Origin of the sequence: Marinomonas sp. NPDC078689 (assembly GCF_044542435.1) — a bacterium.
Lineage (GTDB): Bacteria > Pseudomonadota > Gammaproteobacteria > Pseudomonadales > Marinomonadaceae > Marinomonas > Marinomonas arenicola.
Window position 1 is genome coordinate 420,972 of the sequence record NZ_JBITUJ010000002.1, and the last position, 25,606, is coordinate 446,577.

Genomic DNA, 25,606 nt, shown 5'->3' on the forward strand with positions numbered 1-25,606 from the left:
ATAATAGCCTTACTTCAAATAGGTTGGGCTAGCTTTTTGTTTTCACGACTAATTCTACTCTTTTTATTGTGCGCAACCAATTACTCATGGGCAGCCAACGACATTGCTTTGATTGATGATAATCACAGCGATTTTAACGTGGCCAAGAGTGCGTACTACATTATTGATGAAACTGGGCAGCTTTCTATCGACACCATTTCATCGGAAGAATATGCCTCGCATTTCTTGCCGGTGAACGACCGTTTTCTACAACTTGGCTTAACCAAAGGCAATATTTGGTTACGAACCGAAGTGGCGATTCGGATCACTAAAAATGAGCCTGTGTTACTCGAGCTGAACGCCCCGCGTTTAGAGTACCTGAATATCTATATACCCAGTCTCTACGGAAACCAAGCTCAGGCCAGATTAGGCGAGGCTCGCCCTTATAGTAATCGACTGATTGAGCACCCCAGCTATCTGTTTCCTATGCCCAGCACCGCACCGCCTGTTTTTACCGTGTATATAAAGCTGTCATCCCATTTACCGGTTAATGTACGCATTCATCTTAAAACCCTCTCACAGGTCTCTCTCGACTCCCAAATAGACTTTTCTTTTACCGGGTTACTGATGGGGATTTTGTTAATCCTGTTCTTGAGCAATATATTTTTCTACATCAAAAGCTCTCACCCAATGTACATATTGTACAGCCTACTATTGCTCGGAATTGCCTTATTGCACCTTGCTTTACATGGTCAGTTGTATCAGTTTTTTCCGAATCAAATCGGCATTCAAGAACGAATCTATAATTTTGCCGCGCTCTCCTGTGGCGTTGCCATTACTTTTTTCTCACGGCTATATTTAGACACCAAGTCGTATTTTCCTACGCTAGACAAGGCAATGATTGCTCTGGGTGTCACCAACGCATTGGGGACTATTTTATTCACTGTGTCGCCTCAGCTCATCAACATTTTCTTTTTGTCGTTGATGACATTTTTCACCTTGTTTGCGCTCACCGCATTGGCCATGTACGCGTTCTTTAAAGACACGCCGTTTTCTGGCTATTATTTGATTGCCCGCCTCGTTCTCTTCATTGGTTATTTTATTTGGACCATGTCAGCTTATGGCATTCTTCCAAGCCCGACCGTGTATGAATGGGGATTGACCATTGCCATTATTATCGAGGCCATGATTCATTTTACCGGCATGATTGCGCAGCTAAACCCATTGCTCAGAAATCACGCCAGATTGACTCGTCACTCACAAGCCAAGCTCTTTGACCTGCTCTCGGACCTCTCTAGCCGCTTACGTCGCCAATTGAATGTAATCGATGGCAGTTTTACACAAATAGAAAAAGCCATTAAAAACGAGCGCAACAAACCCTTGGTACATAACGGCCAAGTTGCCAATAACAACCTACAAAAACTGGCGGAGCGCCTTGATTACTACATCAGTGCGGAGCAAAACCACAGTCACGTATTGGCTGAGCAATCGTTGCCTCTGTTTCTAACAACGATTATCGACGAAGCCTACAACACCTTCCAACAGCTAGACCAAGACAACGCCAGCATCGAATTCGTCGTGAAAAACATTCATCACGTTGAACTCCTGCACGACGCCGAGCTTATTCAGCACCTTATTGAAACCATGCTTTTGGAGTTCAAATACTTCACCGATCAAACACTAACCTTAGAAATCACTCGCCATGAGCTAAACCGTGAAGGCATTACTACTCTTGAGATACGCTGCTCCCCACTACCAACTCGTGTCTCCACCCATGATAGCTCAGTGGATTTAGGCATGAGTTACATCATGCTGTTAATCGAGCAACTCAATGGCAGCATAAAAACCATCCAGCAGGGACAATTTCGCGCCTTAAGCATCTACATCCCAATCCACTCCCATGTCAGACACATGAATTTGGAGCATGAAGAAGAGGTGTACTACGACCTAGTGCTTTTCGGGCAACATGATAAAGACCTGCAGCAAGCCTTTAATATTCTGCAAGCAAAACCCTATAGCATTGAACATTTCTCCCAGCTCGATGAGCTGCTAGCGTCCTTGGAAAAACCCGACACCCGACGCAACGGCAGTGTTATTTTAGTGTTTGATAATGGCGGTCATATTCCACACATCACCTACCAAAAACTCCGTCCGCTGATGAGACCAGAAGACCAATGCCTACTGATTACAAATAATGTTAAAATGTCGCGCGATTACGCAAAGACCATTGGCTTTGATGAGTTATTAACCTGCAGCGAACTAGAACCAGAGCTGCTACAGCAATTGTTACGCCTAACTCGCAAAGGTGAGAGGTTAAGAACCACTTTATTGCCTCGAATCAAACCTTTGCTCAATGAGCCTTGAGAAACCCACAAACGCCTTAAATAATAGAAACAAAGGGAATAATATGGACTGTCTATTTTGTAAATTAGTCAAAGGCGAGATACCTGCCACTATTTTGTACCAAGACGATGATGTCATTGCCTTTGAAGACATAATGCCTCAAGCACCGACGCACTTTTTGGTGATTCCTAAGCGCCATATTAGTACGTTAAACGACTTGACCGATGCCGATGCTCCCATCGTAGGAAAGCTCCCCATCGTGGCCGCAAAAGTCGCCAAAGAAAAAGGCATCAGCGATGCAGGCTATCGCGTAACAATGAACTGCAATGAGATGGGTGGCCAAACGGTTTACCACATTCATATGCACGTCCTAGGTGGCCGCGCCATGACCTGGCCACCAGGTTAACGACAGGAGGTTAGATGTTTTCTTTTCTAGATAGAACGGTGTTGCAATTTGATCGCGCCCTACAAACATTGGTCCCCCATGCTGCCCGTGCCATGCGAGTATCACCGGCCGACAACGAGGAAGAAGCACCACTAAACGCCGCCGAACGCAAACATTCGATTGGCTTAATGCGCATTAATCACACTGGCGAAGTCTGTGCACAAGCGCTGTACGCAGGCCAAGCCAGCACAGCAAAATTGGATGCCGTCAGAGAAGAAATGGAACACGCGGCAGAAGAGGAAGTGGATCATTTGGTTTGGTGTGAAAAACGACTCTATAGCCTAGGCAGCCGCCCAAGTATTTTAAACCCGCTGTTTTATGGTGCGTCTTTTAGCATTGGGGCCGGTGCCGGCCTGATCAGCGACCGCTTAAGCTTAGGCTTTGTGGCCGCCACAGAAGACCAGGTGTGCCTGCATTTGGACAAACACATGGAGGCGTTACCGGCTCAAGACGCCAAGAGCAAAGCCATTTTGACACAAATGCGCATTGACGAAGCCAAACACAAGCAGGCGGCATTAGCGTCAGGTGGTTATGTTTTTCCTAAACCGATTATGGCCATCATGACCCAGGTTTCAAAAGTCATGACAACCTCTACTTACAGGATTTGATTATGAACCGTGACCTTCACTCCATTAGACGCGATTATCAATTTGAAGACCTACTCGAAGACAGCGCGGGCGACGACCCTTTCGCTTTCTTCGACCAGTGGCTTGCTTTCGCCATTGATGAAGGCGTCGATGATCCAACCGCCATGATGATCAGCACAGTCGATGCCCAAGGCCAGCCCCACGCCCGCATCGTATTGCTAAAAGATCGAAATGAGTCAGGTTTTACCTTTTTCACCAACTACGACAGCGACAAGGGTCAACAGCTTGCACACAACAACAAAGCTTGTTTGACCTTCTTCTGGCCGACACTATCGAGACAAATTCGCATTGAAGGCGAAGTAGAAAAAGTCGCTCGTGAAGTGTCTGAGACCTATTTCTCTAGCCGCCCTCGAGGCAGTCAACTGGCCGCTCGCACGTCAAAACAAAGCGCCATTATTAAAAATAGAGAAGCCTTACAAAAAGCCTTTAAAGCAGAAGACGATGCTTTCTTAAACCAAAAAGTAGCTTGCCCAGAAAACTGGGGCGGATACACATTGAAACCGACTTTCATTGAGTTTTGGCAAGGCCGCCCTAGTCGACTCCACGATCGACTCTGCTTCAATAAAACTGGCGACCAGTGGACACTCGTGCGCAAAGCGCCATAGTTCAGTACAAAGCGATTAAAATAAGAGGAGTCGAAAGGTTAAACTTATGCGCTCCTCTTTTACTTTTCTTCTTTTCGGCAAACTATGCTGCCACAGCACCTGAGTAGATGGCGCCATCACCAACCAACTTTCGTTCGCCAACCACCGCTCATGCTTCACCTTGTGATTGCCTTTTAATCGAAACAAAAACGTCCTTTCTGCCCCTAGACTTAGCATAGTCACCACTGGCGCTGGCCCAAGCGTTGCTTCGCTGTCGGAATGCCAGCCCATATAATCATCGCCATCCTGATACCAATTGAGCAACACAGAGTTAAACCCTTGACCTGACAAACGCTCCGCTTCTTGTTTCGTGCTCAACAACCAGTCAGGCCACCCTTGCCCATAGTGGTCTTTGCCTGAATAACGATAACAAAGGCCATGATCTCCCAAGAAAGCGACTTTTCGAGGCACACTGACCTCACGGCCAAACAGAACGAGCCGTTCTTGCTCCCACGCTAAACGCGTTTTAAGGCAAGGCAGCAGATCAGGAAATCTTGAGCTCGAATTTGAGTATCGGTATGATGGCCGACGTCTCTTTGTCATATTTCCTTTGGACCCCAATGTCAGCTGATCCTGGTACGTTAAAGATTTCACGTAGTACATTCCTTGATGCGTATCGAGGTTTTGCGGTTTTGCTTATGATGATCTTTCATCTTTGCTGGGATTTAGGCAATTTTGGCTTTATCTCATTCTCTTTTGCAGACCCGTTTTGGATCGACTTTAGACGTGTCATAGTCACGTTATTTCTGACCGCCGTTGGCTGGTCTGCGTACCTATCTAATCGCCAACGACTCAGGTTGATTATTTGGCCACGTGACGCCAAAGTACTGCTGGCCGCGGTGCTAATTTCCCTTGGAACCTATCTGGCACTACCGAATAACTGGGTGTTCTTTGGCATTTTACACTTTATTTTTCTAGCCACTTTTTTGGTACGGCCGTTAAGTAGCCGCCCTATTCTATCAGCCTTAATCGGCAGTGCTATCCTTGTCATCTACAGTGAAACCTCTTGGTTGCATTTTCCTAATGCGCTTCCTACCATCGTACATTACTTAAATTTGCCCCACCAAACACTGGACATTCTTTTTCCATTGCCGTGGATTGGGGTGGTTCTCATTGGTCCCTTGCTTGGTTATCTAAATTGGCACAAGTGCACCATTCCAAACCACTTTTTGGTTCGCGCATTGAGTGCCATGGGACGCTTTGCCTTACCTATCTATCTGTTGCATCAGTTAATTTTATTTGCTTTGGTGGCCCTCGCCAAAATAGTGCTAAGCCATTAACCCTGTTCGATGTTTGGGCAAGAAAAAAGGCTATTTTTTTTTCGTAAAAATAGTTAAAAAAAGGCAAAAAGCATATTGCCTCCCACCAAGTTTCCGCTTCCTAAGGCGAACCTAGTTAGTAGACACTTACAGCAAGCAACAGCCCTCAAGTTGGAGCAATTATCAAGTCTTGATTTTAAAAAAAAAGAGCACTATTGTTCGCACAGTCAGGTGATAAAAACACTATATGTAGTGTTCTAACAAGCAAACTAACACTAGATACAGTAAACACCTCTTAAATCACAGAATGCACTAATGGGAAGTTAAGGCATGAGCACTCTCACAGTTACTAAGCGTAACGGGCAGACCGAAAACATCAATCTTGAGAAGATTCATAAAGTCATTACATGGGCCGCTGATGGCTTAGACAATGTCTCCGTTTCCCAAGTCGAATTAAAAGCCCAAATTCAGTTCTTTGAAGGGATTCGAACCACTGATATTCACGAAACTTTGATCAAATCGGCGGCGGATCTAATCTCGGAAAACACCCCAGATTACCAATATCTTGCAGCGCGTCTTGCTATCTTCCATTTGCGTAAAAAAGCCTTCGGCGATTTTGAGCCACCGCACCTTTATGATCATGTACAAAACCTTGTTGAGCAAAAACGTTACGATGAGAATCTGTTAAAAGATTATTCTAAAGAAGATTTTGAGCAACTAAACAGCTTCATTGATCACTCTCGTGACATGGACTTCTCTTACGCTGCCGTTAAGCAGCTAGAAGGGAAATACCTCGTTCAAAACCGTGTAACTGGTCAAATCTACGAAAGCCCACAGTTTATTTATATTCTGGTCGCTGCGTGTTTGTTTGCAGGCTACGATAAGAGTGAGCGTTTGTTATTGATCAAACGTTTTTACGACGCGGTTTCTAAGTTCAAAATCTCGCTACCAACACCGATCATGTCTGGCATCCGTACGCCAACACGTCAGTTTAGTAGCTGTGTCTTGATCGAATGTGGCGACTCGCTGGATTCTATCAACGCAACCTCTAGCGCCATCGTTAAGTACGTCAGTCAACGTGCTGGTATTGGTGTGAACGCTGGTGCCATTCGCGCTTTGGGTAGCCCAATCCGTGGTGGTGAAGCTTTCCATACAGGCTGTATCCCATTCTACAAACACTTCCAGACAGCGGTAAAAAGCTGTTCACAAGGTGGTGTACGTGGTGGTGCTGCGACTGTTTTCTACCCTATCTGGCATCTAGAAGTAGAAAGCCTGTTGGTATTGAAAAACAACCGTGGTGTGGAAGAAAACCGTGTTCGTCACCTAGATTACGGCGTTCAGTTTAACCGTTTGATGTACCAACGCTTGATCAAAGGCGGCAACATCACCTTGTTCAGCCCATCCGATGTGCCTGGTCTATACGATGCCTTCTTTGCTGACCAAGAAGAGTTTGACCGTCTATACGTTCAATACGAACAAGATGAGTCCATTCGCAAGCAAACCATTAAAGCGTCTGAACTCTTTACCTTGTTTGCTTCTGAGCGTGCAAGCACTGGTCGTATCTATCTACAAAACGTGGACCACTGTAATACGCACAGCCCGTTTGACCCAGCCGTTGCGCCGGTTAAACAAAGTAACTTGTGTCTAGAAATCGCGCTACCGACAAAACCATTAAATCGCATCGACGATCCAGAAGGCGAAATCGCCCTTTGTACTCTGTCTGCCTTTAACCTTGGCGCGTTGGACAACCTTGATGAACTAGAAGAGCTGTCTGAACTGATCGTTCGCGCATTAGACGCTTTGCTTGATTACCAAAACTACCCAATCCCAGCCGCACAACGTGCGACTGAACTGCGCCGTACTTTGGGTGTGGGTGTGATCAACTACGCATACTACCTTGCGAAAAACGGTGTGCGTTACTCGGATGGCAGTGCCAACGAATTGACTCACAAAACCTTCGAAGCGATTCAGTATTACCTACTAAAAGCTTCGAATAAGTTGGCGAAAGAATTCGGCCCTTGCTTGGCGTTCAACGAAACGACCTACGCAAAAGGCATTTTGCCAATCGATTCTTACAAAAAAGAAATCGATAACATCGTTTCTCCTGAGCTTTACTACGATTGGGAAACATTGCGTAGCGACATAGTGACGCACGGTTTGCGTAACTCAACACTCACGGCGCTGATGCCTTCTGAAACCTCGTCTCAGATCAGCAACGCGACCAATGGTATTGAGCCACCACGTGGTTTTGTCTCTGTGAAAGCCAGCAAAGACGGTATCCTGAAACAAGTGGTACCTGAGTTTGATCGCCTAAAAGAGCAATATGAGCTACTATGGACCATCCCTTCAAACGATGGTTACTTGCAGCTTGTGGGTATTATGCAGAAGTTTGTCGACCAAGCGATTTCAGCAAACACAAACTACGATCCACAGAAATTTGAGTCTCAAAAAGTGCCAATGAAGGTAATCCTAAAAGACCTTCTAACCGCTTACAAACTGGGTGTTAAAACGCTTTATTACCATAACACCCGTGACGGCGCGGACGATCAGCAAGACGATATTGATGACTGTGCTGGTGGCGCTTGTAAAATTTAGGTCTGATATTTGTCTTACAGACCCTGCGTTATTGGTAAACTAATACCGTTGAAATAGCGCAGACACGAGCCCCATCCTAGATGGGGCTTAGTTGTGTAAAGCGAAACAGAAAATTAATCACTCTCTAAGGCCTTCCTCTCTAGAATGCCTGACGAATTTAAGGAATCCCCTGAGCAATGAGTTACTCGACTTTTAACCGCAAGCAATTCGATAGTATGAAAGAACCTATGTTCTTTGGTGAAAATGTCAATGTTGCTCGCTACGACCAGCAAAAACACCCTATTTTTGAAAAGCTGATTGAAAAACAATTGTCTTTCTTTTGGCGCCCAGAAGAAGTCGATCTTTCTAGCGATCGCAAAGATTTCCAACGACTGGCAGAGCATGAACAACACATCTTTTTGAGCAACCTGAAATACCAAACCTTGCTAGACAGTGTGCAAGGCCGCTCACCGAATGTCGCGTTATTACCGATTGTTTCTCTACCTGAATTAGAAACTTGGATTGAAACATGGTCTTTCAGTGAGACCATCCACAGCCGTTCTTACACTCATATTATTCGTAATATCGTCAATGATCCGACCGTCATTTTTGACGACATTACCGTCAACACGGAAATCACCAAACGCGCAGACAGCGTCTCTGTCTACTACGACCGTTTAATTGAAATGGTGAGTTTGTACAACACGCTAGGCATGGGCACGCACCATATTCCAGGCAAAGGCAATGTTGAGATCTCAATGCCGACGCTTAAAAAAGCCCTCTATCTAACCATTGCGTCGGTAAACGTTTTAGAAGCCATTCGTTTCTACGTGAGCTTCGCGTGTAGCTTTGCGTTTGCCGAACGCACACTCATGGAAGGCAACGCTAAGATCATCAAACTGATCGCTCGTGATGAAGCCCTTCACCTAACGGGCACTCAGCACATGCTGAACCTAATGGCATCAGGCAAAGATGACCCAGAAATGGCTGTTATTGCAGCAGAATGCCAAGAAGAAGTTCGCAACATCTTCATAGAAGCCGCCGAGCAAGAAAAAGAATGGGCAAGCTACCTCTTTAAAGATGGTTCAATGATTGGTTTGAATGCACAAATTCTTGGCCAATATGTTGAATACATTACCAATGTGCGCATGCAGGCAGTGGGTCTAGACGCTTGCTTCGGTACTAAGCACAACCCAATTCCTTGGATCAATGCTTGGTTAGTCAGTGACAACGTACAAGTGGCGCCACAAGAAGCGGAAATTAGCTCTTACTTGGTAGGTCAAACAGACAATAACTTAGACGATTCAGACTTCGATGACTTCGACCTCTAAACAAGGTACGCCGTCTAAAGACCAAGTCCATCGAGTATTATTGGGCAAGCAGCAGTTTCTCGTCACTGAAGACGAGCCTTTGCTCCCTCAGCTTGAAAGAGCCGGTATTCACATAGAATATCAATGCCGCGAAGGTTACTGCTCATCTTGCTCAATCAAACTCTTATGGGGTCAGGTGGAATACCCATTTGAGCCCCTCGCTTGGGTTCACAGTGGCTACATGCTTGCCTGCTGTGCAATCGTAAAAAGCGACATTGAAATCGCGTTTTTCCACGAATAACCCCCCATAAATAAAGATATTCTGGCCATTGCATTGTCAATGGCCAGCCCTTCATCGCACTCCCCCTAGAGCAAGGCACACATAGCGCCTAAGACAAAGTCCGGTAACCTGCGTAGAGACGAGTTGCTGTCGTTACCCAACACGCCGCCCCAAACACATAAGCCAACACTGAAAAGTAACTAGGTAGCAGACAAATAAGCACCAAGAACAAGATTGTCTCTGTGCCTTCTGTTAAGCCCCCTAAAAAATAAAGCGACTTGCGACCATAGTCTAAACGCTCGATATTGCGTTTTTCCGCCATGATAGCAAAGGCTAAAAAGCTGCTTCCCGTGCCCATAAACGCAAAAATCAAAAAGCTGGCGGCCAAGGCATTTTCAGCAGGGTTCATCAACGCGAAACCAAACACCACCGCGGAATAAAAAATAAAATCCAACGTAATGTCTAAATAACCACCCAAATCGGTTGGTCCTTGAATACGCGCCACCGCGCCATCCAATCCATCCATCGCGCGATTGAACACAATCAACAACAGCGCCACAAAGGTCATCTCAAAATAGAGGGCTGGCAAGACTAAAATGCCAAACAGAAAACCGACCACTGTAATGCCATTGGCCGTGACGCCGAGTGCATCCAAGCCTTTCGCTAAGCGGGCTAATGGTTGTTTTAAATTTCGAATAAAAAAGGTATCTAACATGAAAAAAAGTGCCTTGTTTGAATGGAAGCGAACAGTCTAAAGACTTGTTACAATAGGTTAAATTCGATGTTGAACAATAAGGTTATTATGATACACGCAAAACAATACGGTGAATCTGGCCCTGCCCTTGTCATCATTCATGGCCTTTTTGGCAACGCAGACAACTGGCACTCTATCGCGCAATCTCTTGCTGAACACTTTACTGTGTATTGCTTAGATTTGCCCAATCATGGCAAGTCCTCTGCGTTAGAAGAAGCCAGCTACCCTAAAATGGCCAGCGCTATTCTAGCGTGGGCCAATTCAACTCAGCTGTCCTCCTTCTCTCTTCTCGGACACTCAATGGGCGGAAAAGTTGCCATGCAGATGGCCGCCATGGCCAAGCCAAACCAAGTGACAAAGCTGATTATCGCAGACATTTCCCCTGTGGATTATCAGCCAGGCCACACCGACATATTCAAAGGCCTAAAAGCCATTGACCAAGCAGACCTTCAATCGCGCAAACAAGCCGACACCTTATTGAGCCAATTCGAACCAAGCCTGCCTATTAGACAGTTCTTACTGAAAAATCTTACAAAAACAGACAAAGGTTTAAGTTTGGTGCTCTCTCTCGACAACATCGCCAACAGTTACGCCACGATTCTACAAAAACCAGAGATTACTACGCCCATCGATACGCCAACGCTGTTTATCAAAGGGGAAAAGTCGAACTACATAGTGGCCGATTACCAAAGCGCCATCATGGCACTCTTTCCTAACGCAGAATTCAAAATGATCCCAGACACAGGCCATTGGTTGCACGCCGAAAAACCCGCCGTATTTACGGGTTTGGTAAAACGTTTTTTAAGCAAATAACCGCCCATAAAACGCCCTGTTCTCAGGGCGTTTTAATAAGCGCAATAAACGTGGTTTGTGTTAGCGACTAGGAGCGACCTTAATCAGGTCATCGTCATGAAGATGTGTCCATTTGCCTTTCGGCTTATCGAGATATTGAAAGTGCTCATTGGTAAAAGCCCCTTGAATACAAACATAACCTCTTGGCAAACTCGCGACGACTTCTCCCTCTAACACCTCATTCCATACAGTCGGCCCAGTGGTGTTATAAACGCCTTTCTTTTTCAATATTCGATAACGGTTAATGTTGGAGACAATTTTATCGATAGCACATTGGTAGTGATGATTGTTCGGTGTGGCCGCTAAAAAGAAATTGGTGAACTCTGTATTGTTCTTCTTAAACTTAATATACAAGGCATCGTGATCTTCTTTTAGCGTTTGGCTAAGCGGCCACACAAGTGATGCGTCTATGTCCATGTACACACCACCATTGGCGTATAAGTTCACGGCTCGCCACAGATCCGCCTGCGCAGCGCCGTCATTGAGTTTCAAATAGGCTCGGCACACTTCAACAGGAGCCTGCTCTTTCATAAATCTCTCCCGCGCCTCTGTACTGACATAACGGTAATCGTAATCCAGCGACATCATACGATTAAAAAGGTAGTTCACATAGACGGGTAAGGTACAGCGATTGGAATAATTAGTCTGCCAAATAACCTTAGGAATAGCGGATCGGTTATGAGTGGTAAACTTGGCTTTTGAGTAGTCAGGGAGGGTAAAACGCAGGTTAGGAAAAATAAAATGGAACGGATAAGAGAATATTTTCACCAGATTACCGCACAAACGAATACTGCGATTAGCGACCATTTTGAAGGAATTATTCATTAGATGATGTACCTATGTCAGTCGTGCTAAACATGGGCATTCTGTGTCAACCCACACTTTATATGGTCGATTAACACAGAGTATCAATACCCGCTTAACAACATAGGTAACACGGTTTTCTTACAGATTAATGAAAAGCCCATAACCGAGAATCTAGATAAAATCGCTTAAGACTGTCGCAGCCTTGCAGCTCTTCGCACATTCACTTACTTTTGGTGCGATATTCATCCGCGTAATACGTGCCTAACAGTCGAATTTCTTCTGAGAAAAAACGCAATTCCTCCAACGCACTTTGCATCGCAGGGTCTTGAAAATGCGCTTCCACATCGACGTAAAACTGAGTCGCCGTAAAATGCCCATTCACCATGTAACTTTCCAGTTTCAACATGTTAATGCCGTTCGTCGCAAAGCCCCCCATGGCTTTATACAGTGCCGCAGGAATATTTCGCACGCGAAACATAAAAGAAGTGATGTAAGTCTGTTGCACTTCAAAAACCGGCATTTTCTGCTGCTTCGCAAACACCAAAAAACGCGTAGTGTTGCCTTGAGTGTCATTAAAGTAGGTTTTTAGTATATTTAGCCCGTACAACTCAGCGGCCAGCTCTGAGGAAATAACCGCTAAGTCAGCTTCCTCTTGTTCGGCAATGTGCTTTGCCGCACCGGCGGTGTCGTACATGGCAAGATTTTTCGCCCCCAATGCTTTGATATTGCTATCACATTGCGCCAGTGCTTGCGGGTGGCTACCAATCCGTTTTACCTGCTCCAACGTCATCCCATGACGTGCCATTAAACAATGATTGACCGGTTCAAAGTGCTCTTTCACCACATACAACTGAGTACGCCTCAGCTCACGATAAATTTCTTCTACTCGGCCTGCGGTGGAATTCTCGACGGGGATCATGGCGTAATACGCACTGCCCTGCTCGACCATTTGCAAGGCGTCTGCAAAGGTGGCACAGTTAACGCTCTTCCAGTTCGGGAATGTTTGTTTACAGGCTAGATGAGAGTAAGCGCCCGGCTCGCCTTGATAGGCCACAACCTGAGTCGCATCAAAATGAGTAATCTGTTCTGACATGGTATATTCGTTTTTATGTGAGTAGGAACCACCACTAGACCGCGTTTTAAAAGACAAAGCAACCTTATGATAAAAACCCTATTTATTAAGTTGATAAGAGGCTATCAGTTCATTATCAGCCCCCTGCTTGGCAATAATTGCCGATTCTACCCAAGTTGCTCTCGTTATATGATCGAAGCCATTGAACGCTTCGGCATCATAAAAGGCGTTTACCTAGGAGTAAGAAGATTGGCCAAATGCCACCCGTGGCATGAAGGTGGTATGGACCCTGTGCCTCCTTGTGCTCACTGCCAAGAAGAGCAAGACAAAAAGTAGTGTTACGGGTGACCAATCTGTAATTTCAAATCACTGGCCACCAGCACCGCTTGCGTACGATTATTAATCTCAAGCTTACGAAAGATCGCTGTTATGTGCGCTTTCACCGTCGCTTCAGAAATCGACAATTCATAGGCGATTTGTTTATTCAACAACCCTTCATGAAGATAACAAAGCACCTTGTATTGCTGCGGCGTTAACTCCGCCACTCGATGCTGCATGCTCAAATCAGGTTTTGGTTGATCTTGTAATTCAGATTCTAGATAGTCAGGAAGCCAAATGTCTCCCGCTAAAATGGCGTTAATGGCATTGCTATAAAGAACCGGTTCACTGGTCTTAGGAATAAAGCCCAGCGCCCCCGCTTCGATGACTTTTGCCACCATGCTCACATCATCACTGCCAGAAATCACAGCAACAGGAATATCAGGAAAGTCGGTGCGAATTCGAATAAGCCCGAATAAATCACCACTGCCGGGCATGTTTAAGTCCAAAAGAAGCAGATCCACATCCTCCATTTGCCGTAAACAGCGCAATGTCGAATCCAGATCATAAGCTTCTTCAATGGAAATACCTTTCATTTCTGCCCGCAATGCGCTGCTTAGCGCACTGCGAAACAGAGGATGATCATCTGCAATAATAAGTGAAATCACTAACGACTCTTTTTTTAAGTGTTATTAAGATTTCATATTTAAACGGTTATCGATCAAATCATCAACCACACTTGGATCCGCCAAGGTACTTGTGTCACCTAATTGGTCCTGTTCATTGGCCGCAATCTTACGCAAAATACGACGCATGATCTTACCTGAGCGGGTTTTTGGCAGCCCTTTGGTCGCCCATTGGATGAGGTCTGGTGTCGCAATTGGACCAATTTCTTTGCGTACAAACTGTTTCAATTCTTTCATCAGCTCATCGCTTGGCTCAATCCCATCCACCAAAGCCACATACACATAAATGCCTTGGCCTTTAATATCGTGTGGGTAACCAACGATGGCCGCTTCTGCGACAGAAGGGTGTGCAACTAACGCGCTTTCAATTTCGGCCGTACCCAAACGGTGTCCAGACACGTTTAATACATCGTCCATTCGACCGGTTATCCAGTAATGACCGTCTTCGTCTCGAGACGCCCCATCACCGGTAAAATACATGCCATCAAACGTACTAAAATAGGTTTGCTCAAAACGTTCATGGTCACCATAAACGGTGCGCGCTTGGCCAGGCCAAGAATCGGTAATGACCAAACCACCATCGACTCTAACACCTTGAGCGTCTAACAAAACACCTTGTGCGTCCAATAAGGCAGGCTGCACCCCAAACAGAGGGCCAGTACAAGAGCCAGGTTTAATATCGGTTTGTACGATACGCGGTGTCATCATCATGCCACCGGTTTCGGTTTGCCACCAAGTATCCACCACCGGGCAAGATGAACGACCAATTTCTGTGTAGTACCAAGACCAAGCTTCTGGGTTAATCGGCTCGCCCACACTCCCCAGAATACGCAGAGAGTTTCGTTTACTAGAACGGGTGGCTTCATCGCCTTTTGACATTAACGCTCGGATCGCTGTCGGTGCCGTATAGAGAATAGACACATTGAATTTATCAACCACACGGCCAATACGACCAGAATCTGGGTAAGTCGGTACGCCTTCAAACAAAATGCTTGTCGCCGCGTTGGCCAAAGGTCCGTACACAATGTAGCTGTGTCCAGTGATCCAGCCGACATCCGCTGCACACCAATAAACATCATCGGGTTTAAGGTCAAACACCAATTCGTGGGTCATTGAGGCATACACCAAATAACCACCGGTTGTATGCACGACCCCTTTCGGTTTGCCTGTTGACCCTGAGGTATAAAGAATAAACAAAGGGTCCTCTGCGTTCATCGGTTCAACAGGGCATTCGGTGCTTTCGTTTGCCACTTCCACCGCCCAATCCAGATCTCGGCCTTCAAACCAAGGCACATCTTTATTAGTGTGACGATAGGCGATGACTTTTTCTACTGATGGGCAGGCGTTGTTTTCTAGCGCCATGTCGACGTTGTGTTTTAAAGGAATAGTATTGCCCGCTCGGCGGCCTTCATCCGCTGTAATGACCACTTTTACTTCACAATCATTTAAACGGTCGGCAATGGCGTGGGCAGAAAAGCCACCAAAAATAACGGAGTGAATCGCACCAATACGAGCACACGCTAGCATGCTGTATACGGCTTGTGGGATCATCGGCATATAGATAGCGACACGATCGCCTTTCTCTACACCTTGACGTTTTAACACATTGGCTAAACGGCCGACTTCATCGTGTAGCGTTTGGTAAGTAATGGCCGTTTTTTCTGAATTTTCTTCATCGCTTTCAAGGTAATACGCAACTTTATCAGCGTGCTTTGCTAAATGGCGATCAATACAGTTGTGGGCAACATTTAGCGTGCCATCCTCAAACCATTTTATGCTGACATTACCACGTTCGAACGAGGTGTTTTTCACCTTACTGTAAGGGGCGATCCAATCTAAACGCTGTCCTTCTTTCGCCCAAAAAGCCTCTGGGTTGTCGATGGATTCTTGGTAACGCTTTTCGAATTCTGCCTGGCTGACAGTGGCATTGTTGGCCACTTCTTTAGCAGTATCACTGTATAATGACGTCATAACTCGCTCCATTTTTAAAGTTGTTTTAAGGATGCTTAAGCTACTATAGCTTGCTGAATTCTATGATCTATTCCACTTTAGTCTTAGCGATGCTTATTTCATTCGCCCAGCTCTGACAAAAAAAGGCAAACTAACTTGCTTCTTATGGGAAGGGTCAGTCCATACGGAGCGCAGCATTTGATTCGCTTCCACCAAGAAGTCATCGCCTTGATCTTGAATCCGCAATTGGGCCGCGGTCCAAGAACGAATAAAGTCCATGGTTTGAGAAACAGACCAATTACAATATAAATCAAATTGAGGCACTTCAATCGCCTCAAAGGGGAAATGGATGTCTTTGTATTGATTCCACAGTAAGCGACTTTTGACAGGCCAGTAAGAAGATAACAAGGGCAATACATGCTCAGAAATCACCAAATCTTCTGGCTCTCCCAAGGTAAACCAGTTGTACCCCCAACACACAAACAAACCGCCAGGTTTGAGAACCCGTTGCACTTCTTGCCAAAACAAATCCAAATCAAACCAATGCAAGGCATGCCCAATGCAAACCGCATCGAAATAGTTATCAGGGTATTCGGTCTTTTCAGAAGGAAAAACGCGGTAGTTTACTTTTCTGTGGGGGGTGGCCTCAGCGATTTGCGACTCACTAATGTCTGATGCTTCTACTTTGTCAAAATACGCAGCCAAATCAATAGAGGCTTGGCCGGTTCCGCAAGCGGCATCCCATACTACCCCTGCGCTGATGACTTGCTGAGAAAGCCAATAATACAGCTCGGCAGGGTAGGTCGGTCGTGCTCGCGAATAAATGCTTGAAGATTGCCCATCAAAAGAACGCATAAGAAATACCCTATTCAAATTATTTTGCTATCTCGACGACAATGACTTCCTGTCAAGGGAGCGCAATACCTTGTTATTTTAATCAGCAAATAACGTCTATTCCTGCAATACATTATAGGAATTTAATACGCTTTTTGCTTCCTCAACACCCTTAACGCGATACGCCTGAATACCCATTGATTGTGCCATATCAATGTTTATTTGATTGTCATCAATAAACAAAATTTCGTCTGGTGCAACCTGTAATGCATCAAGCACGTAATCGTAAATAGCGCGATCCGGCTTTACCGACCCTATCAAATGAGAAGCAAAATAACTGTGAAAATTTCCAGCAAGCCCCATTTCATTCATCAAGCGGGACCAGTGGGCAGCATTGTTGTTCGATAACACCGCTCTGTGGTAGTGTGGCTTTATCGATTGCACTAACTCTAATGCCCCCGCAAACAACCCTTTTGGCCACGCTTGAAACGCCTGTTTAAAAACCGCGGACGCCACGGAACTGCCCACTTCGTCTGGTAATCGCTCAGCAAATTCATCAAAACTAATCCGACCAGAGTCAAACGCAGCCACTGTGGGAGAACGTAACCATTTGAGCCAAACCGCGGCCTCTTCTCCTTCAGTATTCAGCATTTCGTGCATTTGACTCACATCGCCGAGGTCGACTAATACCCCTCCTAAATCAAACAACACCACACTGATATCTGCATTTTTCATAGACAATCCTCTTACTCTTGGTTATAAAAACGGAATAAATGTGCAAGAATGAGCCTAGACTCGCGCAATATTACGATTTATCTTTGAATTATTTTTACAAAACACGGTCAACTTAAGCCGTTAGTCACTACCCTATCATGATTAAGCATTCTGATTTATTCAGGATTAACCATGATAGTAATAACAAAATCACCAACAATAATAAGCTATGACACTCTCTCCAAGGAGAAAAATAAAATGAAACCGGGATTCTTAACAAAAACAATTTTCGCCACTGCGACAGCCGCTACCATTGCCTTAACAGCAACCAGTAGTTTGGCCGCCGACAACAGAAACTACATTCTTGCTACTGCCTCAACGGGCGGTACCTACTACCCTGTTGGTGTTGCGATCGCGACACTGAGTAAAGTAAAACTAGAACCTAAATTTGGTATGTCTTTGTCTGCTATCAGCTCTGCTGGATCAGGTGAAAACATCAAGCTGCTAAGAGAAAGCCAAGCACAATTTGCCATTTTACAAGGTCTCTATGGTGCTTGGGCATGGAATGGCGAAGGCCCACTAACACAATCTGGTAAGCAAACGGAATTACGTTCTGTTTCTATGTTGTGGCAAAACGTTGAGCACTTCTCAATCAAATCCAATCTGGTCAAAACCGGTACGATTGAAGACTTAAAAGGCATCGAAGGCACTAATAATAAGTTTTCCATTGGTCCCAAAAACTCTGGTACAGAAGGCTCCGGTCGCCAAATCTTTAAAGGCCTAGGCATTCAACCAGACAACTTTAGTTTGGCTTACATGGGCTATGGTGCCAGTGCTGACGCTATGCAAAACGGCAACATCGAAGGCATGAACACGCCAGCGGGTGTTCCTGTTAGTGCGGTAACCCGTTTGTACGCGTCTCTTGGTGGCGATAACGTCACTGTGTTGGATTTCACCGATGAGCAAATGAAAAAAGCCAACGGTAACTACAACCTTTGGACGCGCTATGTGGTTCCTGCGAACACTTACCCAGGCCAAAGCAAGCCAATTAACACCATCGCTCAGCCTAACTTCTTGGCCACTCGTGCCGATGTTTCAGACGAAGACGTTTACCAGCTAACAAAAGCCTTGTATGAAAACTTGGGTTACCTAAGTGCGATTCACAAAGCGACAGCGGTTATGTCCCTTGAAAAAGCCATTGCAGGGTTACCTGTACCGCTTCACCCAGGCGCCGCACGTTATTACCGTGAGCAAGGAATCAAAATTCCTGCTGATTTAATCGCTGAATAATCGAATCGTTCGTAAGTATCGCTCCCTAGTAGGGGGCGATACTGCTTTCTGCTTTCCTCCTGTTTGTACAAAGGTAGCTGTTTTATGACCGCTTCACATGACTCGATAGACTCCTCCGAGACTGATATTGATTTAGAAGAATTCGAGACCAAACATCGTTCTGGTCAATGGCTAACACGTTTTGTTTTTGCCTTATCTATTTTTCTTGCCGTTGCCCATATCTACATCAACACAATAGGCACCTTGCCTGAATTAAGAATATCTGCTTTTCACTTTGCTGGATTTGGTGCCTTGTGTGCGCTCTTGGTCCCAGCCAACCCGAAATGGCGTGATAGCAAGATCGCCCTCTTTTTCGACATCCTGATTGTGCTCGCGCTGGTCGGGATGGTGCTTTACATCGTCTTTTTCGAAGACGCGTTATACGCCCGTGGTGTCACCTTCGACACCGGTGATTGGATTGTTTCCAGTATTGCTGTTTTGCTGTCACTGGAACTCATTCGACGCACCAGCGGTTGGTTCATTCCGTTTTTAATTCTGGTCGCACTGACGTACGTTGTGTTGTGGGGAAAATGGATCGGCGGTCCTTTCTCCTTCCCTGGTTTGAGCCTTGAAACATTGCTTTATCGCAGCTTCTTCAGTACCGATGGCATGTTTGGTTCTATCTCCCGAATATCGTGGAGCTTTGTCTTCATGTTCATCTTATTTGGCGCGTTTCTTGTCAAATCAGGTGCCGGTGACTTTATCATTGCGCTTGCCCGCTCATTGGCAAGTAAAATGATTGGTGGCCCGGGATTTGTGGCGGTTTTAGGTTCTGGTCTAATGGGCTCGGTATCCGGCTCTTCTGTGGCCAACACCGTATCCACTGGGGTTATTACGATTCCATTGATGCGCAAAGCAGGCTTCCCAGCTCGCTTTGCGGCAGGTATTGAAGCCGCTGCCTCCACGGGTGGACAATTAATGCCTCCAATCATGGGGGCAGGCGCGTTCATCATGGCGTCGTACACGCAAGTGTCTTACGTCACCATCATTGGTGTGGCGACCATTCCGGCCATCTTGTACTTCCTATCGGTTGGCTTTTTCGTTCGCGTTGAAGCAAAACGACAGAATGTCACCTCAGTGGAAGAAAATGGTCCGCCGATTTCACAAGTACTAAAAGAAGGCTGGCACAATATCTTGCCATTGGCGGTATTGGTAACGCTATTGGTACAAGGCTTTACTCCAACCTATGCCGCTGGTCTTGGCATCATCGCCGTGATTGTCTCTTCATGGCTTTCTAAGAGTCATAAAATGGGCCCTGTTGCCATCCTAGATGCGATGGCTCAAGGCGCTCGAAATATGTCGACAACCGCCGTATTGCTTATCGGCATCGGTTTGGTGGTTAATGTCATCAGTACCACAGGCGTGGGCAACACTTTCTCAATCATGATTTCAGATTGGGCGGGCGGCAGCTTATTCCTTACCTTGGTACTGGTTGCTATTGCGTCGCTGGTCTTAGGCATGGGGCTTCCTGTCACCGCGTCTTATATCGTTTTGGGCACCCTGTCGGCACCGGCTATTTTTAACCTCATCGCAGAAAGCCAATTATTGGAAATGATGAGCAGTGGTAACTTGCCACAAGCCGCGACCGCTGTCTTTATGCTAGTGGACCCAGGTGCAATCGCACAACTTGCTCAAGGCATGCCAATGGATCAAGCGGCTGCGCTGTTGGCGCAAGTGCCTGCTGACTTTAAGAGCATGTTGATGGATCAAGCGCTGGGCGCTAATAACGTCGCCATGATTTTGGTGACCGCTCACATGATCATCTTCTGGTTGTCTCAAGACAGTAACGTGACGCCTCCGGTGTGTTTGACGGCATTTGCCGCTGCGGCGATAGCCAAAACACCTCCGATGCGTACCGGTATGATGGCTTGGAAACTGGCTAAAGGCCTCTATATCGTGCCTTTATTAATGGCCTATACACCATTGATTGGCGGCGATACAGAAACGCTCATTCGTCTCACCTTGTTCGCGATCTTTGGTCTGTATGCATTAGTGGCCGCCATGGAAGGTTACTTAGAAGACAAACTCTCTATTCCATCCAGACTATTGGCCTTGGTCGCGTCTGTCTTGATGTTGTGGCCAAACTTAGACATCTGGCTACAAATAGTCGGTTTGGTCATTTTCTTAGCCTTGTTTGTCATTGGCAACAGAACATACGCAAAAGGCAGTGTGTTAGCTAAGTAATAGAAAAATACTGTAAAAGCCGATTTTTGCTGTTTATCCAATCCTTTGGAAAGCGTGAAAATCGGCTTTTTTATTGACCACTAGCGCCGCCCCTCTTCGGATAATCTAGCCTCTTATTCGGACTTGTCATTTGAATTTCATAAAATACCTATTTACTGATTATCATGGCACCCCTTACTATGCCTTTCATAGGCTTATTAACTCTGCAAAAGGACCGCAAGTATGATCAGGGCACACTGTTTTACTAGGCTAAAACTCACGCTGGCATTTATTCTCAGCCTCATTGCATTCTCCGCCAACGCGGCGACAAAAAGCATTAGCTTGAATGTTTTTGCCATTCCTTCTCAACCCATTATAGATTTAGTTCAAACCACCAGTGATTCACTCAAAAAAGAGGGAATTACGACGTTTTACGAAAAAGGCTTTCCTGTTCACGCCACCTTGTATCTCACTGACTTTCCAGAAGGTTCTGAAGGCGCCATTTTAAAAGAAGTGAAAAAAGTGGTCGCTCGTTTTCAGCCATTCCCCATTCAAGCAAAAGGCTTAACTGTTACCCAAAGCCATTGGGCCTTTCTCGATTTGGTCCCCTCAACTAGGCTACAAAGACTGGCGGACGAAATCACCTTAGCCATAGAGCCACTGCGTGATAAACAGGCCACGCTGCCAACTTGGGTGAAACACTTTCCAAATAAATTGGCCGCTTTTCAACGTTATGGTAGCCCTAACGTGTTCCAAAACTTTCAGCCTCATTTGACCCTACTTGCGAACGAAAAAAGTCCGAAACTCGCAACATTTAACAGCAAAATGAAAGCCAATCCGCCTCAAGCAACAGGGCAGATTGTCGGTATCGGTGTGGGGATTTCCGACCAATGGGGGCAACAAAAAGAGGTTGTCGCTCACTATTTATTCAAATAGCCCTCTAACCTCATAGAATCCTCAACAAGAGAAAGTGACCATAAGGCTCACTTTCTCGTTTTAGCCTTTAAAATCTGTTCAAAAAACCATCATATCTGATTGTTTTATCAGAAAAAGCTTTCTTTTTATCAAGAAAGTCCGATTTTCTTTTTCATTTCCATTTTTCATGCTAGATTGCTACCGCCTTTATTTTTAACAAGCCAATTTACTAACGAGTTCCCCTCAACGCTGTTGGTTTGTTCTCTATCGGCATCAGAGGAATTGGCACCCAATCATCCTCTGTAAAAAATTATAACAATGCTTACCAAGCAATCACTTTGGAGAATTTCATATGCAAGCATTCATTGATTTCTTAAACGGAGTCATTTGGAGCCCAGTGTTAATCTATCTGTGCCTAGGCGCAGGATTATTCTATTCCGTACTTACTCGTTTCGCCCAAGTCAGACATTTCAAAGAAATGTGCAGCTTACTACTCAACTCAAACGATTCAGATAAAGGCATTTCTTCTTTTCAAGCCTTAGCAGTCTCTTTATCTGGCCGTGTTGGTGTGGGTAATATCGCAGGTGTTGCCGCAGCCATTGGTTTTGGTGGTCCTGGTGCTGTTTTCTGGATGTGGGTTGTGGCTTTCTTAGGCGCTAGTACGGCGTACGCGGAATCTACATTAGGTCAACTTTACAAAGTCAGTGAAGACGGTCAATACCGTGGTGGCCCAGCGTATTATTTTGATCGCTGCCTTGGCTGGCGCTGGTTGGGCATTTTATTCGCCCTGTCTTCTATTATTGCATGTGGTATTTTCTTACCAGGCATCCAAGCCAATGCTGTAGGCAACGCCGTAGTAGAAATTTTCGGGCCAGGTAACATAGTATCAAGTTCATTCGGTGACGTTAGCTCAACCAAATTGGTGGCTTTGGCGGTGATTTTGTTGGTCTTGGCCTTCATCATCTTTGGCGGCATCAAGCGAATTGCCAACTTCACACAAATCATCGTTCCTTTCATGGCATTGGGTTACATTGTCATGGCGTTGATCGTTGTCTTTCTAAACATTCACCAAGTACCAGATATCTTCAAACTGATCTTCTCTGACGCCTTTACTGCTCAAGCAGGCTTTGGTGCGGCGATCGGTTGGGGTGTAAAACGTGGTGTTTATTCCAACGAAGCAGGTCAAGGTACAGGCCCTCACGCCGCCGCTGCTGCAGAAGTAGAGCACCCTGCACAACAAGGTCTTGTTCAAGCCTTCTCTGTGTATGTGGATACGCTGTTTATCTGTACGGCAACCGCATTGATGATCTTGATTACCCAGCAATATAATATTCAGGGTAGCCTACCTGATGGTCAGTTCATCGTTCAACACGTTGACCCATCAACAATCATTTCTTCTCCTGCCTTCACACAAATGGCTTTAGCCAGTGTATTTGGTGGTGTTGGTCCAGTGTTTGTTGGCGTCGCGCTCTTCTTCTTCGCCTTCACCACTATCTTGGCTTACTACTATATTGCCGAAACCAACGTAGCCTACCTACGCCGTGCATTAAAATTCAACATTCCACTAACCTTAGTGAAACTCTTGATCATGTTCATGGTGGCATACGGTACCGTTAACACAGCAGGTTACATTTGGAACCTGGGTGATGTTGGCGTTGGCTTAATGGCTTGGATAAACATTGTTGGTATTTTGGTTATCTTCTTCCTCGCGAAGCCAACGATGAAAACCCTTCGTGACTATGAACGTCAAAAAGCCGAAGGCGTTGAAAAATACACGTTTAACCCGAAAGCCCTTGGCATTAAAGGCGCTGATTTCTGGGAAGAGCGTTATGAAAAGCAACAAGCAGAAGATGCGAAAAACAAATAACGTCTATTGCTAATACGCTTTCTTGATAAGAAAAACGGCCAATCGTTTCCGATTGGCCGTTTTTTTATCCCTCGCCTTACTGGCTGATGGCTTGCCGTAAAAGCCAGCGCATCGTGTTAACTCATGGCGTCTTCTGCTAACCACTCTGCCACTTGTTTCGCATAATACGTCACAATCAACGAAGCCCCTGCCCGTTTAAAACCAACCAGAGTTTCAAACACCGCTTGTTGCTCATCCAGTGCGCCCGCCAGCGCAGCAAACTTGATGCCTGCGTACTCACCGCCTACTTGGTAAGACGCCAGTGGAAGATGTGTCTCTTTGCGTAAATTGGCCAACACATCCAAATAGGGTGTACCTGGCTTAACCATCAAGATATCAGCGCCCTCTTGCTCATCCAATAACGCTTCTTGCATAGCCTGACGGCCGTTAGCGCAATCGAGTTGATACGATTTTCTATCGCCATCCAGTTCGCTTTCGACCGCTTCACGAAAAGGTCCATAAAAAGAGGAAGCAAATTTCGCCGAATGGGCCAAAATGCCCACATTTTTATAGCCTGCGTTGTCCAATCCTTGACGAATAGCCAGCACTTGTCCATCCATCATCGCCGATGGTGCCAGCATATCCGCGCCAGCCTTAGCCGCGGTAATACACTGTTTTACTAGGTTGTGAACGCTTGAGTCATTTTCCACATCGCCGTTGTGCACTACGCCACAATGACCGTGATCTGTATATTCACAAAAACAAATATCAGGAATCACCACCATCTCTGGGCACGCCTCTTTGATGGTTAAAATCATCCGTGCTAGCAAACCGTCGTCTTGCCAAGTATCGCTGCCTAGTGCGTCTTTGTGATGACTAATACCAAATGGCATAACATAGCGAATCCCCAAGGCAAACAAGTCCTTTGCCTCTTGTGCTAAATCCTGTTCCGGTAAACGAAAAATACCCGGCAACTTCGTCAGAGGTATCGCCTTATTAATGTCTTCTTCGATGAACAAGGGGTAAATTAAATCGCTCAAAGAAAAGTCATGCTCGCGCACTAAATCCCGCATGGCAGGCGTGCCCCGAAGACGACGTAAACGTTTTAATGGACCAACAGAAACAGCAGATGACATGGACATTCCTTACTAATAAGCGCGTTAAAACACGCATTCAAAAATCGGTTGGAATAAAGGGTACACCCCAGAGAAGGGCACAGGCTACGGCAAGCAAAAGAGATTCATGGAATAAACACATTTCTATGGCTTGCATCAGAAAACATGGAAAAGACACAGAATGTCATGACCCTAGGGAGAGCCCAAGAGCCACTTCTCAGCATAAAAAAACGGGGCGTCATCACAATGACGCCCCGTTTTTTTATAGGACAAGGGGTTCTAACGCGCGTTCTGGCGCTTTATAGCAGGGTCACACCCGCCACTTCGGTCACACTTTTAGCGTCAGCTCGTTCAATAATTTTAACCAATACGGACTGGATCGTTTCGTCTTCGCGCACATCTGTTTCGCATGAGAAACGTTGCTCTTGTGGCGCGTCGCCCTCTTCCATCACAAAGCTAATCGCCACTTCTGTAGCCAACTCTTTTGTCTTACCAAAATATTCTAATGAAATAGCGGGGTACCCTTTGAAACCTTTTTTTACTTGTTTCGCGATACGTTTTTGCGCTTTATCCACGTGCATGTTGAACCCTTTTTATGGCTGTATTTAGTTTCATCAATGATGGTTTATAATGCTGATTATAACGGCAGAGTCGCCTGTTATGCCCAAAAACTTTTCACACGACAATCAAAAGATAATAATCTCTGATTCATGCCTGTGTTAGCAACTTTATTTGCGCCTAAAATAACGTTTTTCTGACTGTCATTGGCC

General features: G+C 45.6%; 24 protein-coding genes. 14 read left to right on the top strand and 10 right to left on the bottom strand.

Translation table 11 applies throughout. The annotated features are described in order from the left end of the window. Window positions 1-36: 36 nt before the first annotated feature. From ACIGBN_RS05070 to pdxH, 4 genes are read left to right on the top strand one after another with little or no spacing between them, the layout of a single operon-like run. Window positions 37-2,343, top strand: a complete 2,307-nt coding sequence (locus ACIGBN_RS05070) for a 7TM diverse intracellular signaling domain-containing protein (protein ID WP_396663990.1) — start codon at window positions 37-39, stop codon at window positions 2,341-2,343. A gap of 43 nt (window positions 2,344-2,386) precedes the next feature. Then, on the top strand, window positions 2,387-2,728 hold the full coding sequence (locus tag ACIGBN_RS05075) for a histidine triad nucleotide-binding protein (protein ID WP_341564005.1): 342 nt from the start codon (window positions 2,387-2,389) through the stop codon (window positions 2,726-2,728). Between the two features lie 14 nt (window positions 2,729-2,742). Beyond that, window positions 2,743-3,375 (top strand): 2-polyprenyl-3-methyl-6-methoxy-1,4-benzoquinone monooxygenase, encoded by a 633-nt coding sequence (gene coq7 / locus ACIGBN_RS05080; RefSeq protein WP_341564006.1) that lies wholly within the window; start codon window positions 2,743-2,745, stop codon window positions 3,373-3,375. A gap of 2 nt (window positions 3,376-3,377) precedes the next feature. Continuing rightward, on the top strand, window positions 3,378-4,019 hold the full coding sequence (pdxH, locus tag ACIGBN_RS05085; RefSeq protein ID WP_396663993.1) for a pyridoxamine 5'-phosphate oxidase: 642 nt from the start codon (window positions 3,378-3,380) through the stop codon (window positions 4,017-4,019). A 15-nt stretch (window positions 4,020-4,034) separates the two neighbouring features. Here the strand turns inward: pdxH and ACIGBN_RS05090 are convergent, their stop codons facing one another. Further along, the gene (locus tag ACIGBN_RS05090) at window positions 4,035-4,661 is read right to left on the bottom strand and encodes an alpha-ketoglutarate-dependent dioxygenase AlkB family protein (RefSeq protein ID WP_396663995.1); all 627 of its coding nucleotides are present in this window, start codon (window positions 4,659-4,661) and stop codon (window positions 4,035-4,037) included. Here ACIGBN_RS05090 and ACIGBN_RS05095 point away from each other — a divergent pair. The 4 genes from ACIGBN_RS05095 (at window position 4,619) to yfaE (ending at window position 9,502) form a co-directional block, all read left to right on the top strand. Beyond that, window positions 4,619-5,338 carry a heparan-alpha-glucosaminide N-acetyltransferase gene (locus ACIGBN_RS05095; RefSeq protein ID WP_396663997.1) on the top strand — a complete coding sequence of 240 codons (720 nt, stop codon included), beginning with the start codon at window positions 4,619-4,621 and terminating at the stop codon, window positions 5,336-5,338. The two genes, ACIGBN_RS05090 and ACIGBN_RS05095, sit on opposite strands and share 43 nt — an antisense overlap. Window positions 5,339-5,647: 309 nt before the next feature. Then, on the top strand, window positions 5,648-7,912 hold the full coding sequence (nrdA, locus tag ACIGBN_RS05100; RefSeq protein ID WP_396663999.1) for a class 1a ribonucleoside-diphosphate reductase subunit alpha: 2,265 nt from the start codon (window positions 5,648-5,650) through the stop codon (window positions 7,910-7,912). Between the two features lie 176 nt (window positions 7,913-8,088). Continuing rightward, on the top strand, window positions 8,089-9,222 hold the full coding sequence (gene nrdB / locus ACIGBN_RS05105; RefSeq protein WP_133002964.1) for a class Ia ribonucleoside-diphosphate reductase subunit beta: 1,134 nt from the start codon (window positions 8,089-8,091) through the stop codon (window positions 9,220-9,222). Continuing rightward, window positions 9,206-9,502 (top strand): class I ribonucleotide reductase maintenance protein YfaE, encoded by a 297-nt coding sequence (gene yfaE, locus ACIGBN_RS05110; RefSeq protein ID WP_133002963.1) that lies wholly within the window; start codon window positions 9,206-9,208, stop codon window positions 9,500-9,502. The genes nrdB and yfaE overlap by 17 nt, the downstream gene beginning before the upstream one ends. An 88-nt stretch (window positions 9,503-9,590) precedes the next feature. Here yfaE and ACIGBN_RS05115 read toward each other — a convergent pair whose 3' ends face one another. Next, window positions 9,591-10,196, bottom strand: coding sequence for a CDP-alcohol phosphatidyltransferase family protein (locus tag ACIGBN_RS05115; protein ID WP_396664001.1), 606 nt, complete (start codon window positions 10,194-10,196; stop codon window positions 9,591-9,593). A 66-nt stretch (window positions 10,197-10,262) separates the two neighbouring features. On the opposite strand from ACIGBN_RS05115, the gene ACIGBN_RS05120 reads away from it, so the two are divergent. Next, a complete protein-coding gene (locus ACIGBN_RS05120; protein ID WP_243712000.1) occupies window positions 10,263-11,048 on the top strand; it encodes an alpha/beta fold hydrolase in 786 nt (261 codons plus the stop codon). 60 nt (window positions 11,049-11,108) lie between these two features. Here the strand turns inward: ACIGBN_RS05120 and ACIGBN_RS05125 are convergent, their stop codons facing one another. Further along, the gene (locus tag ACIGBN_RS05125) at window positions 11,109-11,912 is read right to left on the bottom strand and encodes a glycosyltransferase family 32 protein (RefSeq protein ID WP_396664003.1); all 804 of its coding nucleotides are present in this window, start codon (window positions 11,910-11,912) and stop codon (window positions 11,109-11,111) included. Between the two features lie 202 nt (window positions 11,913-12,114). Then, a complete protein-coding gene (locus ACIGBN_RS05130; RefSeq protein ID WP_396664005.1) occupies window positions 12,115-12,987 on the bottom strand; it encodes a prephenate dehydratase in 873 nt (290 codons plus the stop codon). 66 nt (window positions 12,988-13,053) lie between these two features. Here ACIGBN_RS05130 and yidD point away from each other — a divergent pair, with 66 nt between their 5' ends. Then, window positions 13,054-13,302, top strand: coding sequence for a membrane protein insertion efficiency factor YidD (gene yidD / locus ACIGBN_RS05135; RefSeq protein WP_133002959.1), 249 nt, complete (start codon window positions 13,054-13,056; stop codon window positions 13,300-13,302). Between the two features lie 2 nt (window positions 13,303-13,304). Here the strand turns inward: yidD and ACIGBN_RS05140 are convergent, their stop codons facing one another. From ACIGBN_RS05140 to ACIGBN_RS05155, 4 genes are all read right to left on the bottom strand, one after another. Next, window positions 13,305-13,952 (bottom strand): response regulator transcription factor, encoded by a 648-nt coding sequence (locus tag ACIGBN_RS05140; RefSeq protein ID WP_133002958.1) that lies wholly within the window; start codon window positions 13,950-13,952, stop codon window positions 13,305-13,307. A 24-nt stretch (window positions 13,953-13,976) separates the two neighbouring features. Then, the gene (acs, locus tag ACIGBN_RS05145; protein ID WP_396664008.1) at window positions 13,977-15,941 is read right to left on the bottom strand and encodes an acetate--CoA ligase; all 1,965 of its coding nucleotides are present in this window, start codon (window positions 15,939-15,941) and stop codon (window positions 13,977-13,979) included. A gap of 93 nt (window positions 15,942-16,034) precedes the next feature. Then, the gene (locus ACIGBN_RS05150; protein WP_396664010.1) at window positions 16,035-16,775 is read right to left on the bottom strand and encodes a class I SAM-dependent methyltransferase; all 741 of its coding nucleotides are present in this window, start codon (window positions 16,773-16,775) and stop codon (window positions 16,035-16,037) included. Window positions 16,776-16,871: 96 nt separating this feature from the next. Beyond that, on the bottom strand, window positions 16,872-17,489 hold the full coding sequence (locus tag ACIGBN_RS05155) for an HAD family hydrolase (protein WP_396664012.1): 618 nt from the start codon (window positions 17,487-17,489) through the stop codon (window positions 16,872-16,874). A 237-nt stretch (window positions 17,490-17,726) separates the two neighbouring features. Here ACIGBN_RS05155 and ACIGBN_RS05160 point away from each other — a divergent pair, with 237 nt between their 5' ends. The 4 genes from ACIGBN_RS05160 to ACIGBN_RS05175 all read left to right on the top strand — a co-directional run bounded on the left by ACIGBN_RS05160 (window position 17,727) and on the right by ACIGBN_RS05175 (window position 23,742). After that, window positions 17,727-18,758, top strand: coding sequence for a TAXI family TRAP transporter solute-binding subunit (locus ACIGBN_RS05160; protein WP_133002954.1), 1,032 nt, complete (start codon window positions 17,727-17,729; stop codon window positions 18,756-18,758). An 84-nt stretch (window positions 18,759-18,842) separates the two neighbouring features. After that, the gene (locus tag ACIGBN_RS05165) at window positions 18,843-20,981 is read left to right on the top strand and encodes a TRAP transporter permease (protein WP_396664014.1); all 2,139 of its coding nucleotides are present in this window, start codon (window positions 18,843-18,845) and stop codon (window positions 20,979-20,981) included. A 222-nt stretch (window positions 20,982-21,203) separates the two neighbouring features. Next, window positions 21,204-21,896 (top strand): 2'-5' RNA ligase family protein, encoded by a 693-nt coding sequence (locus ACIGBN_RS05170; protein WP_396664016.1) that lies wholly within the window; start codon window positions 21,204-21,206, stop codon window positions 21,894-21,896. Window positions 21,897-22,227: 331 nt separating this feature from the next. Next, window positions 22,228-23,742: an alanine/glycine:cation symporter family protein gene (locus tag ACIGBN_RS05175; protein ID WP_396664018.1), complete on the top strand. Its 1,515-nt coding sequence runs from the start codon at window positions 22,228-22,230 to the stop codon at window positions 23,740-23,742. A gap of 116 nt (window positions 23,743-23,858) precedes the next feature. Here ACIGBN_RS05175 and hemB read toward each other — a convergent pair whose 3' ends face one another. Further along, a complete protein-coding gene (hemB, locus tag ACIGBN_RS05180; RefSeq protein WP_396664020.1) occupies window positions 23,859-24,857 on the bottom strand; it encodes a porphobilinogen synthase in 999 nt (332 codons plus the stop codon). A 278-nt stretch (window positions 24,858-25,135) separates the two neighbouring features. Continuing rightward, entirely contained in the window at window positions 25,136-25,417 is a 282-nt protein-coding gene (locus ACIGBN_RS05185; RefSeq protein ID WP_133002949.1) for a hypothetical protein, read from the bottom strand. Window positions 25,418-25,606 lie beyond the last annotated feature (189 nt).

What these genes read in the sequence shown, in the direction of transcription:
- ACIGBN_RS05075 (WP_341564005.1), top strand. Translation starts at nt 2,387, where the DNA reads ATGGACTGTCTATTTTGTAAATTAGTCAAAGGCGAGATACCTGCCACT.
- coq7 (WP_341564006.1), top strand. Translation starts at nt 2,743, where the DNA reads ATGTTTTCTTTTCTAGATAGAACGGTGTTGCAATTTGATCGCGCCCTA.
- pdxH (WP_396663993.1), top strand. Translation starts at nt 3,378, where the DNA reads ATGAACCGTGACCTTCACTCCATTAGACGCGATTATCAATTTGAAGAC.
- ACIGBN_RS05095 (WP_396663997.1), top strand. Translation starts at nt 4,619, where the DNA reads ATGTCAGCTGATCCTGGTACGTTAAAGATTTCACGTAGTACATTCCTT.
- ACIGBN_RS05090 (WP_396663995.1), bottom strand. Translation starts at nt 4,661, where the DNA reads ATGTACTACGTGAAATCTTTAACGTACCAGGATCAGCTGACATTGGGG.
- nrdA (WP_396663999.1), top strand. Translation starts at nt 5,648, where the DNA reads ATGAGCACTCTCACAGTTACTAAGCGTAACGGGCAGACCGAAAACATC.
- nrdB (WP_133002964.1), top strand. Translation starts at nt 8,089, where the DNA reads ATGAGTTACTCGACTTTTAACCGCAAGCAATTCGATAGTATGAAAGAA.
- yfaE (WP_133002963.1), top strand. Translation starts at nt 9,206, where the DNA reads ATGACTTCGACCTCTAAACAAGGTACGCCGTCTAAAGACCAAGTCCAT.
- ACIGBN_RS05115 (WP_396664001.1), bottom strand. Translation starts at nt 10,196, where the DNA reads ATGTTAGATACCTTTTTTATTCGAAATTTAAAACAACCATTAGCCCGC.
- ACIGBN_RS05120 (WP_243712000.1), top strand. Translation starts at nt 10,263, where the DNA reads ATGTTGAACAATAAGGTTATTATGATACACGCAAAACAATACGGTGAA.
- ACIGBN_RS05125 (WP_396664003.1), bottom strand. Translation starts at nt 11,912, where the DNA reads ATGAATAATTCCTTCAAAATGGTCGCTAATCGCAGTATTCGTTTGTGC.
- ACIGBN_RS05130 (WP_396664005.1), bottom strand. Translation starts at nt 12,987, where the DNA reads ATGTCAGAACAGATTACTCATTTTGATGCGACTCAGGTTGTGGCCTAT.
- yidD (WP_133002959.1), top strand. Translation starts at nt 13,054, where the DNA reads ATGATAAAAACCCTATTTATTAAGTTGATAAGAGGCTATCAGTTCATT.
- acs (WP_396664008.1), bottom strand. Translation starts at nt 15,941, where the DNA reads ATGACGTCATTATACAGTGATACTGCTAAAGAAGTGGCCAACAATGCC.
- ACIGBN_RS05150 (WP_396664010.1), bottom strand. Translation starts at nt 16,775, where the DNA reads ATGCGTTCTTTTGATGGGCAATCTTCAAGCATTTATTCGCGAGCACGA.
- ACIGBN_RS05155 (WP_396664012.1), bottom strand. Translation starts at nt 17,489, where the DNA reads ATGAAAAATGCAGATATCAGTGTGGTGTTGTTTGATTTAGGAGGGGTA.
- ACIGBN_RS05160 (WP_133002954.1), top strand. Translation starts at nt 17,727, where the DNA reads ATGAAACCGGGATTCTTAACAAAAACAATTTTCGCCACTGCGACAGCC.
- ACIGBN_RS05165 (WP_396664014.1), top strand. Translation starts at nt 18,843, where the DNA reads ATGACCGCTTCACATGACTCGATAGACTCCTCCGAGACTGATATTGAT.
- ACIGBN_RS05170 (WP_396664016.1), top strand. Translation starts at nt 21,204, where the DNA reads ATGATCAGGGCACACTGTTTTACTAGGCTAAAACTCACGCTGGCATTT.
- ACIGBN_RS05175 (WP_396664018.1), top strand. Translation starts at nt 22,228, where the DNA reads ATGCAAGCATTCATTGATTTCTTAAACGGAGTCATTTGGAGCCCAGTG.
- hemB (WP_396664020.1), bottom strand. Translation starts at nt 24,857, where the DNA reads ATGTCATCTGCTGTTTCTGTTGGTCCATTAAAACGTTTACGTCGTCTT.
- ACIGBN_RS05185 (WP_133002949.1), bottom strand. Translation starts at nt 25,417, where the DNA reads ATGCACGTGGATAAAGCGCAAAAACGTATCGCGAAACAAGTAAAAAAA.